Here is a 16,393-nt window from a genome sequence, read left to right as displayed (position 1 = left end):
GGTTGAAGGGCGGCGGGGGGGAGGAAGGGTCAGGCCGCGTCCACGTCCATGGCATCGACGGGGCCGGCATTGTCGGCGGCGAGGAAGGTCTTGATGCCGCGCAGCGCCTGGCGGATGCGGTGGTTGTTCTCCACCAGCGCGATGCGGACATGGTCGTCGCCATGCTCGCCGAAGCCGAGGCCCGGCGCGACGGCGACCTTCGCCTTCTCCAGCAGCAGCTTGGAGAAGCCGACGGAGCCGAGGTGGCGGAAGCGGTCGGGGATGGGCGCCCAGAGGAACATGGAGCCATCGGGGCTCGGCACGTTCCAGCCCGCGGCATGCAGGCCCTTGACCAGCACATCGCGGCGTTCGCGGTAGAGTTCCCGCATCTCCGCCACGCAATCCTGCGGGCCGTTCAGCGCGGCGACGGCGGCGACCTGGATCGGCGTGAAGGCGCCGTAGTCGAGGTAGGACTTCACCCGCGTCAGCGCCGAGATCAGGCGCTGGTTGCCGGCGGCGAAGCCCATGCGCCAGCCCGGCATGTTGTAGGTCTTGGACATGGAGGTGAACTCGACCGTCACCTCCTTCGCGCCGGGGATTTCCAGCACGGAGGGCGGCGGGTTCGCCTCGTCGAAATAGAGCTCGGCATAGGCGAGGTCGGAGAGGATGAAGAGCTCATGCTTCCGCGCCAGCGCCACCAGGTCCTTGTAGAATTCGCGGCTGGCGAGGAGGGCGGTGGGGTTGGAGGGGAAGTTGACGATGACGGCGGTCGGCTTCGGCACGGAATGCCGCACCGCGCGGTCGATCGCGGCCAGCATGTTGTCGTCCGGCGTGTAGGGGATCGATCGCGCGGAGGCGCCGGCGATGATGAAGCCGAACTGGTGGATGGGGTAGGAGGGATTGGGGACCAGGATGGTGTCGCCGGGGCTGCTGATGGCCTGGGCCAGGTTCGCCAGGCCTTCCTTCGAGCCCAGCGTGGCGACGACTTCCGTCTCGGGATCGAGCTTCACGCCGAAGCGGCGGGCGTAGTAGCCGGCGAGCGCGCGGCGGAGGCCCGGGATGCCCTTCGACATGGAGTAGCGATGGGTGCGCGGGTCCTGCACCGCCTCCACCAGCTTGGCCACGATATGCGGCGGCGTCGGCGTGTCGGGGTTGCCCATGCCGAGGTCGACGATGTCCTCCGCCGCCGCGCGGGCCTTGGCCTTGGCCGAGTTCACCTCGGCGAAGACGTAGGGCGGCAGGCGCCGGATGCGGTGGAACTCCTCGGTCATGTTCGTCGTCCGTCGGGTAGAGGAAGCGCCGATATACAGCAGGCGATTGCGGGGTGCGAGGTTGCGGGCGGCTATTGGGGCCGCGGCGCCAGCAGGTCCTGCGTCGGCGCGGGCGGCAGGCCGAGGAATTCGGGCAGCGGCGCGGGCGGCGGGCCGGGGATGGCGGCGGGCGCGGAAGCGCCGGGCCGAGACGGGGCGGCGTCCGGCACCGTGGCCGCCGGGGCGGCGGCGGGCGGGGCATCGAAGCGGATGGCAGGTGCCGCGGCCAGGCGGGGCGGCGGCGGGGGTGCGGCGCCATCGGCGGGTGCGGCGGGCAGGCCCGGGGGGCCGGCCGGGCGCGTGGCGGGATCGGTGCGGGCGAACTCCCGGTCCCCGGCCAGGGCGGCGGTGACGGCGGCGCGGGTCGCGGCATCCGGCGGCACAGGCCGGGCGGGCACGGTCGCCAGGTTGGGATAGGGGGCGTCCATGCCGGGCGGCGGCTGGCGTTCATCCAGATAGGCGCCGCTGATGTTGCGCCACCAGTAGCTCGGCTGGATATCGCGCGGGACCGAATCACCGCAGGCCGCCGCCAGCAGCGGCAGCAGCAACGCCATCCGCCGGGCGGCAGGGCTCGAGAGGGTATCGCGATCAAGGCGCGGCTGCATGATTTCCCATCCTTCCCGGATGGCTTCCCATCCTTCGCGGCCGGAGGACGCGCCGGCCACGGTTACCGCGAACCACCAGCCGGCGAAAGCGTCAGCATGTCAGGCGACGGTGAGCCCCGGATGGCGGGAAGCAGCGCCGGGGGGCATAATCGGGCCAACAGGAACGGCCGGGGCGATCCCGGCAAAGAGGGGGCGCATGTCTCAGGACGGGGCGCGGAATGACGGCTCTGATCGCGGGGGTCTCGACAAGAGCGCCTTCCGCCTGCCGGACCCGGCGCTGGTGTCGCGCACCATGGCCGATGTGGCGGAGCGTGGGCAGCGGATCGTCACGGATTTCCTGAAGCGGCAGGCGGAAGGCAGCGCGGCGGGGCCCGACCCCGCGCATATCGGCTCCGCCTTCCTCGACATGACGACGCGGCTGATGACCAACCCGGCGCGGCTGATGCAGGCGCAGATCGGCTTCTGGCAGGATTATCTGACGCTCTGGCAGAACACGGCGCGGCGGATGATGGGCGACCCGGTGGCGCCGGTGATCGAGGAGCCGAAGGGCGACCGCCGCTTCAAGGACGAGGCCTGGCGGGAGAACGAGGTCTTCGACTTCATCCGCCAATCCTACCTGCTGTCGGCCCGCTTCTTCACCAATGTGGTGCAGGGCGCGGAGGGGCTGGACCACAAGACCGCGCAGAAGGTGGATTTCTACACGCGGCAATTCGTCGATGCGATGAGCCCGTCCAACTTCCTGATGACGAACCCGGAGGTGCTGCGGCGCACGGCGGAGACGGGCGGGGAGAACCTGCTGAAGGGCCTGTCCAACCTGCTGTCCGACCTGGAACGCGGCAAGGGCAACCTGCGCATCCGCATGACCGACGACACCAAGTTCAAGGTCGGCGAGAACATCGCGGTCACGCCCGGCAAGGTCATCTACCGCAACGACCTGATGGAGCTGATCCAGTACGCGCCGACGACGGAGACGGTGCTGAAGCGGCCGCTGCTGATCCTGCCGCCCTGGATCAACAAGTTCTACATCCTCGACCTCCGCCCCAAGAACAGTTTCATCCGATGGGCGACGGAGCAGGGGCACACGGTCTTCGTGGCGTCCTGGGTGAACCCCGATGAGCATCTCTCGGAAAAGGGGTTCGAGGATTACATGCGGGAAGGCCCCTATGCCGCGCTCGATGCCATCGAGCAGGCGACGGGGGAGAAATCCGTCAACGCCATCGGCTACTGCCTCGGCGGCACGCTGCTGGCCTGCACGCTGGCGCATATGGCGGCGCGCAAGGACACGCGCATCAAATCCGCGACCTACTTCGTCACCATGACGGATTTCGAGGAGGCCGGCGAACTCGGCGTCTTCATCGACGAGGAACAGCTCCAGGGCCTCGAGGAGAAGATGCAGAAGAAGGGGTTCCTGGAGGGGCGGGAGATGGCGACCACCTTCAACATGCTCCGCGCCAATGACCTGATCTGGTCCTTCGTGGTCAACAACTACCTGATGGGGCAGGAGCCGTTTCCCTTCGACCTGCTCTACTGGAACGACGACAGCACCCGCATGCCGGCGAAGATGCACAGCTTCTACCTGCGGCGGATGTACCAGCAGAACGACCTGGTGAAGCCGGGGGGGATCGAACTGGATGGCGTCGCGCTGGATCTGCGGAAGATCAAGGTGCCGACCTACATGATCTCGACGCGGGAGGACCACATCGCGCCGTGGAAATCCACCTATCGCGGCACGCAGATCTATGGCGGCAAGACGCGCTTCGTCCTCGCGGCCTCCGGCCACATCGCCGGCGTGGTCAACCCGCCTGATTCCGGCAAGTACAGCCACTGGGTGAATGAGAGCCTGCCGCCGGATCCCGAGGAGTGGTTCAAGGGCGCGACCGAATTGTCGGGGTCCTGGTGGCCGGACTGGCAGCGCTGGGTGACGGCGCAGGACCGGACGATGGTGCCGGCGCGGGTGCCGGGGGATGGTGCGCTGACGCCGCTGGCGGATGCGCCCGGCACCTATGTGACCGTGATGGCGAAGGACTGACCGCGCGCCCCTCAGACACGATCCTGTGGCGGGGCGCCGCTCCGCCATTTTCGCGCTCCGGTAGAGTTGATGTCGTGACGACTTGGCTTGTTGCGACTTTCACGCGACTCCTGTGTCTCTCAGCCACCATGTCGCGAGTATTTTTTTGGCAGCCTCTGCATTACTCGACGATTTCTTTGGGCTATTGTCGGTGGCAGCGCGGTCAACAGGATCGCGGATCTCAGCCCGCCAGGCCGCGCAGGATGACGTGCCTCGAGGGCTCCGATTGGGTCTCGGTCCATGAACAATGGGGTGCGGTCAGCGCTGGCGCAGGCGTTGGAAGCGGCGCTGCGGAAGGCGATGCGGGAACAGCCCGACCCGATGGCCTATCTCGACGGCATCGGCGAGGATGTGTTGCCGACGCTGCTCGGCGGATACCGGCCCGACGGGACGGTGCTGCGCGACCCCGCCAATGCCGCGGTGGTGGCAGGCGTGTTGTGCGAGGTGGTGACGCGCCTGCGGGCGGAGTGGCGGCGGTAGAGCACGATCCGTCCCGTTGGACGGGCCTCGTGCTCTGGAAGTTATCGTTCCCAAAGCACTATCCGATCAAGCTGATTCAGCTTGATCGGATAGTGCTTTAGCGCCGGGCTTCAGCGCGGCCCGATGGACATGCCCCGGCCCGGCAGCGGGTCGAGCCAGCCGCTGTCCGGATCGAGCGAACCCGACAGCCCCCAGACATTGCTCCGCGCGAGGCGGCTGGCCTCGTCGCGCGCCAGGGCGGTGGCGATGCGGGATTGCGGCAGCGGCCCGGGGCGCGTGAGGAAGGCAAGCGTCCCCTCCCCGCCCGGTTCGAAGATCGCGGGATCCAGGGCGCGGACCGCGGCGGCGCGATCGCCCCGCATCAGCGCCGCATAGGCGGCGGAGAGGGCGCGGGAGGCAGCCTCCGGCGACGCGCCGGCGCGGATGCCGAGAGCGGCACGAAGTTCGGTGCGGGCGCCGCGCATCTCGAACCCCACGGAGGGGGAGAGCGGGGCCCAGCGCGCATCCCGGGCGAATTCGGCGCTGATCACCTCCACCCGCGCGGCGGCGCGTGCCATGCGGGCGGGATCATTCGCGAGCGACCGGCCCGCATCCTCGAAATCGGTCGCGGCCTGGTTCACCAGGTCCAGCACCGGGTCGGCACTGCCAGCGGCCAGGACGGGCGGGATGCGCGTGATGGGGGCCGGCGTCCGCATCTCCGCGCAGGCGCCGAGTCCCGCGGTCATGGCCAGCAACAAGAGGGCATTCCGGCCGCGGCGCAATGGGCTGATTCCCTTCCCGACTGCCCTGGTGTAGCCGATCGCGGCCGCGTCGCGGAAGGGCACTACTCGTCGAGGTCGGTGTCCCGGCCCAGCCGGATCAGTTCCGAATAGGCAAGGGCGGTGGCGGAGGCTGCCACCTCCGACGGCGGAAGGTGGTCGAGGCGCGAGAGCACCGCGGCGCCCTGCCCGTCGGCCACGGGCGCCAGCGCCGCCGCGCCAGCCAGGCGGTCGCCGAGGTCGAGCGCCGCCGCGGCATCGATCATGGCGCGGGCGACGGCGTCGGCCGGGATGGCGCGGGGAATCCCGATGCGGTCGCGCAGCTGGTCCCGTCCCTGGCCGAGCAGCCGGGCCGTGACAGGCGTGGCGGCGTTCCAGTAGGGATCGCGCGGCAGATCCGTCGCCATCCATTCCAGCCGCGCGACGGCGCGCGCGGCTTCGGCGGGGCGGCCATCGATGCGGCTGACATCGCCGAAGACATAGGCGGCGCTGGTGATGGTGGCGCGCAGCGGATCGCCGGCCCCGGCCATGGGCGGAAGCGGCACGCTGGACTGCTGCGCCGCCGCGGAGGCCGTCGCGGCTGGGGGCGGCGCGCAGGCCGCCAAGGACAGCAATGCCGCCAGGGCGAGCGAGATGGTCCTGTCAGAACAGCCTGCGGTCATCGCGCCCTCCCCGGTCCCTCTGCGCCAGCGCGGCGCGGGCGCGGGTGGTTCCGGCGATCGCCTGCGGAAGGGTCGGAAGGCTGACGAGGCGCGGCACGACACCGCCGGCCGGCGCCACCGGCCGCAGCGCGGCTTCCGCCGCTTTGGTGTCCCGGGCACGCAGCGCGGCGGCGGCGGCGTAGAGCGCATCGACGGCGGCCTGGGCACTGGCATCGGGGCGGAGGCCGAAGGCGCTGCGGGCCTCCGCACGGCCCTGCCGCAGCAGCGGCACCACCAGCGGGTCGATGTCCCGCCAGGCGCCGCCATCCAGCGCGACGGCGAGGTATTCGAGCTGGGCGAGCGCGGTCGCGACCGCGGCCGGGTCGCCGGCGACGGTGCCCGGGCTGGCGAAGGCGACGGAGGAAGCGAGGATGGCACCGCGGGTCGGATCCCCGACGCCAGGGACGGTGGCGGTGGCGGGCAGCGACACGTCCTCCGGCGGCGGCATCGGCGTGCAGGCGGCGAGGAGCGGGAGAAGCATCAGGGATCGGCGGCGCATCGTACCCTCCTGGGTGATCCGGCGCCCCCGATCTTGGGCCTGTCGGGCGCGGCGGCAAGCACCGCGCCTGGCGGGTCAGCCCTTCGTCAGGCTGGACCGGTGCCGCTTGGCCAGGGCGACATAGGCGGGCGCGGTGCGGTCGAAGCGGGCGCGCTCCTCCGCATCCATCACCCGGACCAGCTTGGCGGGGCTGCCCATCCAGAGCTCGTTGGGGCCGATGCGCTTGCCCGGCGGCAGCATGCCGCCGGCGCCGAGCATGCCGCCTTCCTCGATCACCGCGCGGTCCAGCACGGTGGCGCCCATGCCGACGAAGGCGCGGTTGTGCAGGGTGCAGGCATGGATGATGCAGGCATGGCCGATGGTGACGTCATCGCCGATGATCAGCGGCTCCGCCCCCGCATTCAGATGCAGGATGCTGCCATCCTGGATGTTGGTGCGGGCGCCGATGCGCATGATGTTGGTGTCGCCACGCAGCACGCAGTGATACCAGACGCTGCTCTCCTCCCCGATCTCGACATCGCCGATGACCACCGCCGTGGGGGCGACCCAGGCGGTGGGATGGAGCTTCGGCGTCTTGTCCTCGAAGGGCAGCAGGGCGCCGGGGACGCCAAGGGGGACGCTATTCTCGGTCATGGACGGTTCCTATTCAGCGGCCAGCGGCAGGGCGCCCTCGACGTCGAGGCCGAGCATCAGGCCGATATTCTGCACCGCGGCGCCCGAGGCCCCCTTGCCGAGGTTGTCGAGCCTGGCGACCAGCACCGCCTGGCCCCGCGCCTCGTTGCCGAAGACGCGGAGTTCGAGCCAGTTGGTGCCGTTCAGCTCCTCCGGCGCGAGCCGCGCCTTGCCATCCGCGGCTTCCACGCGCACCCAGCCGGAGCCCGCATAGGCGGCGCGCAGGCAGGCTTCGAGGTCTCCGGGCTTCGGCGCCCCGTTCAGCAGGTCGAGGTGCAGCGGCACGCTGACCAGCATGCCCTGCGCATAGTCGCCGACCGAGGGGACGAAGAGCGGGCGCCGCGTCAGGCCGCTGTAGCGCTGCAGTTCGGCGACGTGCTTGTGCTCCAGCCCCAGGCCGTAGAGGAAGAAGGGCGCGGCGCTGCGGGCGGGCTCGAATTCCGCGATCATCGCCTTGCCGCCGCCGCTGTAGCCGGAGACGGCATTGACGGTGACGGGATAGTCCTTCGGCAGGATGCCGGCATCGACCAGCGGGCGCAGCAGCGCGATGCCGCCCGTGGGGTAGCAGCCGGGGTTGGAGACGCGGCTGGCCTTGGCGATGGCGGCTTCCTGGCCCGGCAGTTCCGCGAAGCCATAGACCCAGTCGGGATCGACGCGATGCGCCGTCGAGGCATCGATCAGCTTCGGCGCCTGCGCGCCGAGCGCATCCGCCATGGCCGCGCTTTCCTTCGCGGCGGCGTCGGGCAGGCAGAGCACGACGAGGTCCACTTCCGCCATCAGGGCGCGCTTGGCGTCCGGGTTCTTCCGGTCGGCCTCCGCGATGCTGCGCAGTGTCAGGCCGGGGAAGCGTTCCAGGCGTTCGCGGATCTGCAGGCCGGTGGTGCCGGCCTCGCCATCGATGAAGACGCTGGGGATGGGTCCCTTGGCCATGGTCTTGATCCTCTCGCCCAACGGGGCGCCGGAAGCGGATGGGGATGGAAACAGGCGGAAAAAGCAAGAGGGGCAGGCCCTTGCGGACCTGCCCCTCCTTGATAACCAGCCATGCGGGCCGGGCGTGACGCCCGGTCCGGGGGCGTCAGCGCTTGGAGAACTGGAAGGAACGTCGGGCCTTGGCCTTGCCGTACTTCTTGCGCTCGACCACGCGCGGGTCGCGCGTCAGGAAGCCCGCCTTCTTCAGGATGCCGCGCAGGCCCGGCTCGTAGTAGGTCAGGGCGCGGGAGATGCCGTGGCGCAGCGCGCCGGCCTGGCCGGAGAGGCCGCCGCCGACGACGGTCGCGAAGACGTCGAACTGCTGGTACCGGTCCGCCACCAGGAAGGGCTGGCTGATCAGCATCCGCAGCACGGGGCGCGCGAAATACTTGGCCGAGGGCTTGCCGTTGATCTGGATCTGGCCCTTGCCGGGCTTCACCCAGACGCGCGCGATGGCGTTCTTGCGGCGGCCGGTGGCGTAGGAACGGCCGAGCGCGTCACGCTTCGGCTCCGCCGGGGCGGCGACGGGCTGCGCGGCCGGGCCGCCGGCCGCGTTCACCAGGTCCTTCAGTTCCGCCAGCGAAGCGCCGGTACGGGGAGAATCGCTCATCTCAGGCAACCTTCTTCGCCGGGGCGGCGACCGTGTTCTTGCGGTTCAGGGCGGCGACATCCAGCGCGGCGGGCGTGTTGCCGGCATGGGGATGCTCCGGGCCCGCATAGACGTGCAGGTTGCGCATCTGGCGACGGCCGAGCGGGCCGCGCGTGATCATGCGCTCCACCGCCTTCTCGATCACCCGCTCGGGGTGCGGGCTGGCCAGGCGCTCCGCGATGGTGCGGCCCTTGATGCCGCCGGCATAGCCGGTGTGCCAGTAGAAGACGGACTGCGCGGCCTTCTGGCCGGTGACCTTCACCTTCTTGGCGTTGATGACGACGACGTGGTCACCGCAATCGACATGCGGCGTGAACTGCGCCTTGTGCTTGCCGCGCAGGCGGTTGGCGATGAGGGCCGCGAGGCGGCCGAGCACGAGGCCCTCCGCATCGATCAGGACCCAGCCCTTGGAGACCTCCGCGGGCTTGATCGAGGTTGTCTGGCGAGTGAGCATGGATGTGTCGGTTGTCCGGTGTGAACTGGGCGCGGCTTATCGCGGCCGGGGCGCGGAAAGTCAAGGCTCGAGGCCGGTTTCCGCGTGGCGGTATCGGGATACCGCCAACTTCCGCAACCCTCGTCAAGCTGCGCCGTGGCAGGGATGGGTGCCTTCACGGAAAGGAACTGCCCATGCTCAGCCACGTCACCATCGGCACCAACGACCTGCCCCGCGCCATCGCCTTCTACGACCGGCTCCTCGCGCCGCTCGGCATCACGCGGCACGAGACGAGCCTGGAGCACGGCATGGCGGGCTATGCCCGGGCGGCGGAGGGGACGCCGCAGTTCTGGCTGATGCGGCCGATCGACGGCCGGCCCGCCACGGTGGGCAATGGCGTGACCGTGGCCTTCGAGGCCCTGGACCGGGCGGCGGTCGATGCCTTCCACGCGGCGGCGCTGGCCGAAGGCGGCCAGGACGAGGGTAGCCCCGGGCTGCGGCCGCATTATCATGCCGACTATTACGGGGCGTATGTCCGCGACCCCGATGGCAACAAGATCTGCTGCGCCTGCCACCGTCCCGGATAGGGCGGACGGCCGCGCCGCCCGGGGGTGACACGCATGACCGAGAAGAAGGCGCATGGGCTGGGGCGCAATGCCTCCAACTACGGCGATCCGGCCTTCGCCCTCTATCTCCGGCGGTCCTTCGCCAAGTCGATGGGCTATTCCCAGGCGATGCTGGACAAGCCCGTGGTCGGCATCGCGGATACGGCCAGCGACTACAACAACTGCCACCGGACCATCCCGGAGCTGATCGAGGCGGTGAAGCGCGGCGTGCTGGCCGCCGGCGGGCTGCCGCTGTCCTTCCCGACGATCAGCATCTGCGAGCCCTCGCTCAGCCCGTGCTCCATGCACTACCGGAACCTCATGGCGCTGGACACGGAGGCGATGCTGGCCAACCAGCCCATGGATGCCGCGGTGCTGGTGGGGGGCTGCGACAAGACCGTGCCGGCGCAGCTGATGGCGGCGATCAGCGCGGGCACGCCTTCGGTCATGCTCGTCGTCGGGCCGATGCTGGCCCAGGCCTTCGAGGGCGAGCGCCTGTCCGCCTGCACGGATTGCCGCCGCTACTGGGCCCGCTACCGCGCGGGCGAGGTGACGGATGAGAAGATCAACCTGCTGGAGGGCAAGCTCGCCACCACGGCCGGCACCTGCGGGGTGATGGGCACGGCCAGCACCATGGCCTGCCTGGCGGCGACGCTCGGCTTCATGCCGCTGGACGCGGCCTCCGCCCCCGCCGTGCATGCCGACCGGCTGCGCATCGCGGAGGAGGCGGGGGCGCAGGCGGTGCGGCTGATCCGGAACCCCGTCTCGCCGCTGTCGCTGATGACGCAGGGCAATCTGGACAATGCCGTCCGCGTGCTGCTGTCGCTCGGCGGGTCGACCAACGCCATCGTCCACCTGGCGGCGATCGCGGGCCGGGCGGGGCTGGTGCTGGACCTCAAGCGGCTCGATGAGTTGAGCGAGACGACGCCGGTGCTGGTGGATCTGAAGCCCACTGGCGATGGCTACATGGAGGATTTCCACGCGGCCGGCGGCATGCGGGCGCTGCTGTGGGAGCTGCGGGATCTGCTCGATCTGACGACCAAGGATCTCGACGGGGTCTCGCTGGCGGATCGCATCGGGGACGGGTCGCATTTCGTGGACCGGCGGATCATCCGGGAGCGCGACAAGCCCGTCTCGCCCGTTGGTGGCCTGGTCGCGCTGTTCGGGTCGCTGGCGCCGGAGGGGGCGATCCTTAAGCGGTCCGCCGCCACGCCATCGCTGTTCGAGACGGAGGCGCGCTGCCTGGTGTTCGACGGGCTGGCGGACCTCTCGGCGCGGATCGACGACCCGGACCTCGACGTGACGCCGCAGGACATCCTGGTGCTGAAGGGCGCGGGGCCGCGTTCGCCGGCGGGGATGCCGGAAGCGGGCTACCTGCCCATCCCGAAGAAGCTTGCGCGCCAGGGCGTGAAGGACATGGTGCGCATGAGCGATTGCCGCATGTCCGGCACCGCCTTCGGCACCATCGTGCTGCACATCGCCCCGGAAGCCGCGGTCGGCGGGCCGCTGGCGCTGGTTGAGACGGGCGACCGCATCCGGCTTTCGGTCAAGGAGCGGAAGCTGGACCTGCTGGTGGAGGACAGCTTGCTCGCGGCGCGCCGCGCAGCCTGGCAGCCCGCCCCTGCGCCGAAGCGGGGCTGGGACAAGCTGGTGCATGACCAGGTGACGCAGGCGCCGGAGGGGGCGGATCTGCGCTTCCTGCAGGCGGCGCCTTGATCGCTGTCATCGGCGCCTCCGGGCGCAGCGGGGCGGCGCTGTGCCGCGCGCTGAAGGCCGCCGGGCGCCCCTTCATCCCCGTGGTGCGCAACGCCGCGCATTGGATCGCGACGGGGATCTCCGCGGAGGGCGTCTTCGCGGATCTCGAGGATGCGCGGGCGCTGAAGGCGGCGCTGGCCGGCGCGACGGTGGTGGTGAACACCGCCCATGCCCGCTTCGCCCCCGCCGTGCTGGCGTCGGCGCCGGAGGGGGCGCGCTTCGTCTTCCTCGGCTCCACGCGGCGATTCTCGCAATGGCGGGATGCGCATGGGGATGGGGTGCGGGCGGGGGAGGCGGCCTTCCTCGCCTCCGGCCGCGCGGGCGTGATGCTGCACCCCACGATGATCTACGGGGCGACGGGGGAGGACAATGTCCAGCGCCTGGCCGCCCTGCTGAAGCGCCTGCCGGTGGCGCCGCTGCCGGGCGGCGGGCGCGCGCTGGTGCAGCCGATCCACCAGGAGGACCTCTCCCGCTGCATCCTGGCGGCGATCGACATCGACTGGCGGCATGCGGAGGTGATGGTGGTGGCGGGGCCGGAGCCCCTGCCCTATCGCGATTTCCTGCTGGCGGTCGCCGCCGCCGCCGGGCTGAAGCCGCCGCGGGTGGTGGATGTGCCGGTGGCGCTGCTGGAGGCGGTGGCGCCGGTGACTCGCTGGCTGCCACGCGTGCCTCGGATCGGCGCGGAGGAGGTGCGGCGGCTGGTGGAGGACAAGGCGTTTCCGGTGACGGAGATGCGCGACCGGCTCGGCGTGGTCGGGCGGCCGCTGGCGGAGGGGCTCGCGCTCACCTTCCGCCGGTAGGGCGCGAGGTTGACCGGGGTGGGGGGCGGGGCCATCAAGGATGCGTTCCATCGCTTCCCTGGCACGGGCCGCGCGGACCCCCACCCCGACCCTCCCCCGCAAGCGCGGGGGAGGGAGTGACGGTGGCAAGACCTGCTCCCTCCCCCGCGCTTGCGGGGGAGGGCTGGGGTGGGGGAAAGCGAAAGTCCTGCCGGAAAGGCCGCCACCCCGAAGGGCCCCTTCCCATGCCGATCGTCAACCGGATTGCCGAATTCCACCCCGAGATGACCGAATGGCGCCGGGACTTTCATCAGTTCCCGGAACTCGGCTTCGAGGAGGTGCGGACCTCCGGCATCGTCGCCGCCAAGCTGCGCGAATTCGGCGTGGACGAGGTCATCACCGGCATCGCCAAGACCGGCGTGGTCGGCGTGATCCGCGGCAACGGCACGTCGAACCGCGCCATCGGTTTCCGCGCGGACATGGACGCGCTGCCGATCGAGGAGCAGACGGGCAAGCCCTGGGCGTCCCAGAAGCCCGGCCTGATGCATGCCTGCGGGCATGACGGGCACACCACCATGCTGCTGGGTGCGGCCAAGTACCTGGCGGAAACCCGCAACTTCGACGGCACCGTCTACCTGATCTTCCAGCCGGCGGAGGAGAACCTGGCCGGTGGCGAGGTGATGGTGAAGGAAGGGCTGTTCGACCGCTTCCCCATGGACCGCGTCTTCGGCATGCACAACTGGCCGGGCGCGCCGGAAGGCGTCTTCCTGCACGCGCCGGGGCCCGTCATGGCCGCCGTCGCGAACCTGGAAGCGACCATCACCGGCCGCGGCGCACATGGCGCCATGCCGCATAACGGCATCGACCCGATCCTGATCGCGTCGCACGTCGTCACCGCGCTGCAATCCGTCGTCGCGCGTAACGTGAACCCGCTGGAATCGGGCGTCATCACCATCGCGCATATCGAGGGCGGCCACACCTTCAACGTCATCCCGGAAAGCGTGAAGCTGCGCGGCACGGCGCGCTGGTTCCTGCCGGAGGTCGGCGACCTGCTGGAGAGCAAGTTCAAGGAGATCGTCACCGGCGTCTCCGCCGCCTTCGGCGCCAAGGCGGAAGTGAGCTTCACCCGCGCCTATCCCGCCACGGTGAACGAGCCCGAGAGCACCGTCATCGCCGCCAAGGCCGCCGCCACCGTCGTCGGCGAAAGCCGCGCCCGCCCGCTGCCCCAGCCCACCATGGGCGGCGAGGATTTCAGCTTCATGCTGAACGAGAAGCCGGGCGCCTATTTGTTCCTCGGCGGCGGCAAGGGCGAAGGCGACGCGATGGTCCACCACCCGCTCTACGACTTCAACGACGACATCCTGCCGATCGGGGCATCCTGGTTCGCGACGCTGGCCGAGCAGGTGATGCCGCGCGGCTGAGGTTGCGCTGTCCCGGGAGGGGCGCTGCCCCTCCCGGACCCACCCCGCCAGGGCCGAGACGGCCCTGGACCGTCGTCAGTATAGTCGCGACGCATGAGGGGGGCCGAGGCCCCCCTCATGCGTCGCGACTGCATTTGCTGGCGGGGCCCGGGGACCGCCACGGTCCCCGGCGGGTGGGGTTCGGGGAGGGCAGCGCCCTCCCCGAGGAACCGCCCCTCAGCTGCCGACCTTCAGCGTGCTCGTCAGTCCGCGCAGGCAGGCCAGGATCGACAGGGGCGTGATCTTGCCGGTGCGGGGGTTCTCCTCGCTCGGCACGTTCTCGATCGTCATGGTCAGGCGTGCGCTCTCGGCCTCGACGCGGATGGTGTGGGTGTTGCGCGTGACGTGCGGGTCGGCCCAGATCTCGATCGTCGTGCGCTGCGGGCCGATGCCGGCCAGCGCGAGGGCGGCGGCGACGTTGACGTTCGCCGGGAAGCCCTGGGCGGCGTCGAAGGCGTTGCCCTTGAAGATGAGCTTCTTCTCGTCCGTCACGGCCATGACGTCGATGTTGTTCTGCTCGAGATAGGGCGCGCCGACCAGGCCGCGGGGGGGCTTGCGCGTCTCGATGGTGACGGAGGCGACCTCGCCCTCCGCCGCGGCGCGCACGGCATCGAGGCCGAGCAGGGCGCCGGTCGGCACGATGATGCGGGCGCCGGTTGCGCGGGCGCGATCGACCAGGTGCATGCGGGGCAGCAGGGCGCCGACGCTGCTGGGGACGAAGATGCGCCCGGCCTCGATGGCGGCGGTCGCGACTTCCTCGAAGACCGCGGCGGGGGCGGCTTCGACGACGATGTCGGCGGCCGCCAACTCCTTCAGCCCGACGATGGGCGGCTGCGCCTTGAAGCCGGCCAGGTTGGCGCGCGCCTTGGCGTGGTCCCGGGCGGAGACGGCGTGGAGCTTCAGGCCCTCCACGCCCGCATCCAGCGCGCGCGCCAGGTGCAGGCCGATGGCGCCGAGGCCGGCGATTCCGACGGTGAGTTCACGAGCCATGGCGGGTCCTCCAGCGGGTGTTGGGGCCCGCTAGCACGAAGCGCTCAGCGCCGGAACCAGCGCAGCACGTCGAGCAGCGTGACCAGCGCGGCGGCGACATAGGTGAAGGCGGCGGCGCGCAGCACGCGGGTCGCCTGCGGCATGTCCGCCGGCGCCAGGTAGTTGCCGGCACGCAGCACCGGCAGCGCCTTGTTGAAGCTGGCATCGAGCTCGACCGGCAGCGTCACGGCATGGATCAGCACGCGGAGCGACAGCAGGGCGATGATGGCGCCGAGCTGCAGCGCGATGAAGGCGGGCGAGTGGACGAAGATCAGCACCAGCGGGATGGTGGCCATGACCAGCTGCGCCACGCGGAAGATCGGCGCGATGGCCAGCACCAGCGCCTGGCGGCGAAGGAAGCCCGGCTCGCCGCGGGCGTGCTGCACGGCATGCGCGACCTCATGCGTCGCGACAGCGACGGCGGCGATGGAGCGGCCGGCGTGGTGGGGTGGCGTGAGGCGCACCACGCGCGCATCGGGGTCGTAGTGGTCGCCATCCGGCGTCTCCTCGACGCGGACGGAATGAAGGCCGGCTTCGTCCAGCAGGTGGCGCGCGAGTTCGGCGCCGGTGCCGGGCAGGTCCGGGCGATCCGCCTGGGCGCGGGACAGCACGTGGCGGATCCAGAGCTGCGGGCCGAAGATCAGGGCCAGCAGCAGCACGCCCGCCAGGATGATGAGGATCGCCATGGCGGGCGCTACCGGTCAGACGACGGGGCTGCGCCCGCCATCGACGTTGATCGCGGTGCCGGTGATGTAGCCGGCATTCTCGCTGGCGAGGAAGGTCGCGAGCGCGGCGAATTCCTCCGCCTTGCCGATGCGGCCGAGCGGCACGCCGCGGCCCTGCTCCGCCTTCCAGTCTTCCCAGGAGATGCCGCGCGGGTCGGCCGCGTGGCGGCGGACCCACTGGTCGCTTTCGATGATGCCGACGAGCATGCCATTGACGAGGATGTTGTGGGGCGCGCCCTCCCCGGCAAGCACCTTGGTCAGCGCCATGCCCGCGGCGCGGGAGACCGCGGTCGGCGCGCCCTGCGCCGGCGGCGCCTTGGCGCCGGTGTTCAGCACGTTGATGATGCGGCCCCAGCGGCGTTCCTGCATCCCCGGCCAGACCGCGCGCGTCAGCCGGATGGCGGCGAAGAGCTTGAGGTCGAGATCCGCCTGCCAGAGCGCGTCATCCACGCTCATGAAGGCGCCGCGCTGGCTGGTGCCGGCGTTGTTGACCAGGATGTCGATGGGGCCGAGCTCGGCGGCGGCCGTGGCGGCGGCGCGGGCGCAACCCTCCGCCGTGCCGACATCGGCGGCGATGGCGGCGACGCGCGCGCCCTGGAATTTCGCGATGATGCCGGCCTTGGCCTTGGCGAGCGCTTCCTCGCCGCGCGCGACGAGCGCGACGGAGGCGCCGGATTCGACGAAATGGGTGGCGATGGCGAGGCCGAGGCCCTTCGAGCCGCCGGTGATGAGCGCGACCCGCCCATCGAGCCTGATCTGCATGTCTGGTGTCCCCCCGGGATTGTCCGGAGGGGAAGGTATCCCCGGTCAGGGGAGAGGGCGAGTGGGGCGATCGACGGGGCTCGAACCCGCGACATCCAAGACCACAACCTGGCGCTCTACCAGCTGAGCTACGACCGCCACACGCCTTGCCCGGG

18 protein-coding genes and 1 tRNA gene are annotated in these 16,393 nt (G+C 70.8%); 6 read left to right on the top strand and 13 right to left on the bottom strand.

Features of this window, described 5'->3' with window-relative positions; genetic code table 11:
* Positions 1-29: 29 nt before the first annotated feature.
* Positions 30-1,250 (bottom strand): LL-diaminopimelate aminotransferase, encoded by a 1,221-nt coding sequence (locus G3576_RS25750; RefSeq protein WP_164697361.1) that lies wholly within the window; start codon positions 1,248-1,250, stop codon positions 30-32.
* A 71-nt stretch (positions 1,251-1,321) separates the two neighbouring features.
* Positions 1,322-1,894: a hypothetical protein gene (locus G3576_RS25745; RefSeq protein ID WP_164697360.1), complete on the bottom strand. Its 573-nt coding sequence runs from the start codon at positions 1,892-1,894 to the stop codon at positions 1,322-1,324.
* 196 nt (positions 1,895-2,090) lie between these two features.
* Between G3576_RS25745 and G3576_RS25740 the strand changes: the two genes are divergently transcribed.
* Positions 2,091-3,923 carry a PHA/PHB synthase family protein gene (locus G3576_RS25740; protein ID WP_164697359.1) on the top strand — a complete coding sequence of 611 codons (1,833 nt, stop codon included), beginning with the start codon at positions 2,091-2,093 and terminating at the stop codon, positions 3,921-3,923.
* A gap of 291 nt (positions 3,924-4,214) precedes the next feature.
* On the top strand, positions 4,215-4,442 hold the full coding sequence (locus G3576_RS25735) for a hypothetical protein (RefSeq protein ID WP_164697358.1): 228 nt from the start codon (positions 4,215-4,217) through the stop codon (positions 4,440-4,442).
* Positions 4,443-4,552: 110 nt separating this feature from the next.
* Here G3576_RS25735 and G3576_RS25730 read toward each other — a convergent pair whose 3' ends face one another.
* The 7 genes from G3576_RS25730 to rplM all read right to left on the bottom strand — a co-directional run bounded on the left by G3576_RS25730 (position 4,553) and on the right by rplM (position 9,144).
* Positions 4,553-5,176, bottom strand: coding sequence for a hypothetical protein (locus G3576_RS25730; RefSeq protein WP_164697357.1), 624 nt, complete (start codon positions 5,174-5,176; stop codon positions 4,553-4,555).
* An 89-nt stretch (positions 5,177-5,265) separates the two neighbouring features.
* A complete protein-coding gene (locus G3576_RS25725) occupies positions 5,266-5,862 on the bottom strand; it encodes a P-loop NTPase family protein (RefSeq protein WP_164697356.1) in 597 nt (198 codons plus the stop codon).
* Positions 5,843-6,400: a hypothetical protein gene (locus tag G3576_RS25720; protein WP_164697355.1), complete on the bottom strand. Its 558-nt coding sequence runs from the start codon at positions 6,398-6,400 to the stop codon at positions 5,843-5,845. The genes G3576_RS25725 and G3576_RS25720 overlap by 20 nt, the downstream gene beginning before the upstream one ends.
* 75 nt (positions 6,401-6,475) lie before the next feature.
* Positions 6,476-7,033: a gamma carbonic anhydrase family protein gene (locus G3576_RS25715; protein WP_164697354.1), complete on the bottom strand. Its 558-nt coding sequence runs from the start codon at positions 7,031-7,033 to the stop codon at positions 6,476-6,478.
* Positions 7,034-7,042: 9 nt separating this feature from the next.
* On the bottom strand, positions 7,043-8,002 hold the full coding sequence (gene argC / locus G3576_RS25710; protein ID WP_164697353.1) for an N-acetyl-gamma-glutamyl-phosphate reductase: 960 nt from the start codon (positions 8,000-8,002) through the stop codon (positions 7,043-7,045).
* A gap of 145 nt (positions 8,003-8,147) precedes the next feature.
* Positions 8,148-8,651, bottom strand: a complete 504-nt coding sequence (gene rpsI, locus G3576_RS25705; RefSeq protein ID WP_164697352.1) for a 30S ribosomal protein S9 — start codon at positions 8,649-8,651, stop codon at positions 8,148-8,150.
* 1 nt (position 8,652) lies between these two features.
* Entirely contained in the window at positions 8,653-9,144 is a 492-nt protein-coding gene (rplM, locus tag G3576_RS25700; protein ID WP_164697351.1) for a 50S ribosomal protein L13, read from the bottom strand.
* A 173-nt stretch (positions 9,145-9,317) separates the two neighbouring features.
* Between rplM and G3576_RS25695 the strand changes: the two genes are divergently transcribed.
* The 4 genes from G3576_RS25695 (at position 9,318) to G3576_RS25680 (ending at position 13,683) form a co-directional block, all read left to right on the top strand.
* Entirely contained in the window at positions 9,318-9,710 is a 393-nt protein-coding gene (locus tag G3576_RS25695) for a VOC family protein (protein WP_164697350.1), read from the top strand.
* 33 nt (positions 9,711-9,743) lie between these two features.
* Complete coding sequence (locus G3576_RS25690) at positions 9,744-11,444, top strand: dihydroxy-acid dehydratase (protein ID WP_164697349.1); 1,701 nt, start codon at positions 9,744-9,746, stop codon at positions 11,442-11,444.
* Entirely contained in the window at positions 11,441-12,283 is an 843-nt protein-coding gene (locus tag G3576_RS25685) for an SDR family oxidoreductase (protein ID WP_164697348.1), read from the top strand. Before G3576_RS25690 ends, G3576_RS25685 begins: the two co-directional genes overlap by 4 nt.
* 224 nt (positions 12,284-12,507) lie before the next feature.
* On the top strand, positions 12,508-13,683 hold the full coding sequence (locus tag G3576_RS25680) for a M20 aminoacylase family protein (protein WP_164697347.1): 1,176 nt from the start codon (positions 12,508-12,510) through the stop codon (positions 13,681-13,683).
* Positions 13,684-13,899: 216 nt separating this feature from the next.
* On the opposite strand, the gene G3576_RS25675 is transcribed toward G3576_RS25680, so the two are convergent.
* From G3576_RS25675 to G3576_RS25660, 4 genes are all read right to left on the bottom strand, one after another.
* Positions 13,900-14,712 carry an aspartate dehydrogenase gene (locus G3576_RS25675; protein ID WP_164697346.1) on the bottom strand — a complete coding sequence of 271 codons (813 nt, stop codon included), beginning with the start codon at positions 14,710-14,712 and terminating at the stop codon, positions 13,900-13,902.
* Between the two features lie 44 nt (positions 14,713-14,756).
* Positions 14,757-15,437 (bottom strand): zinc metallopeptidase, encoded by a 681-nt coding sequence (locus G3576_RS25670; protein ID WP_164697345.1) that lies wholly within the window; start codon positions 15,435-15,437, stop codon positions 14,757-14,759.
* Positions 15,438-15,452: 15 nt separating this feature from the next.
* Positions 15,453-16,238: an SDR family NAD(P)-dependent oxidoreductase gene (locus G3576_RS25665; protein ID WP_164697344.1), complete on the bottom strand. Its 786-nt coding sequence runs from the start codon at positions 16,236-16,238 to the stop codon at positions 15,453-15,455.
* A 62-nt stretch (positions 16,239-16,300) separates the two neighbouring features.
* Positions 16,301-16,376 (bottom strand) — tRNA-His (locus tag G3576_RS25660).
* Between the last annotated feature and the right edge of the window lie 17 nt (positions 16,377-16,393).

The organism is Falsiroseomonas algicola (assembly GCF_011040385.1).
Lineage (GTDB): Bacteria > Pseudomonadota > Alphaproteobacteria > Acetobacterales > Acetobacteraceae > Falsiroseomonas > Falsiroseomonas algicola.
Note: the sequence above shows the minus strand (reverse complement) of the source record. Positions and strands in the feature narration are given on the sequence as shown.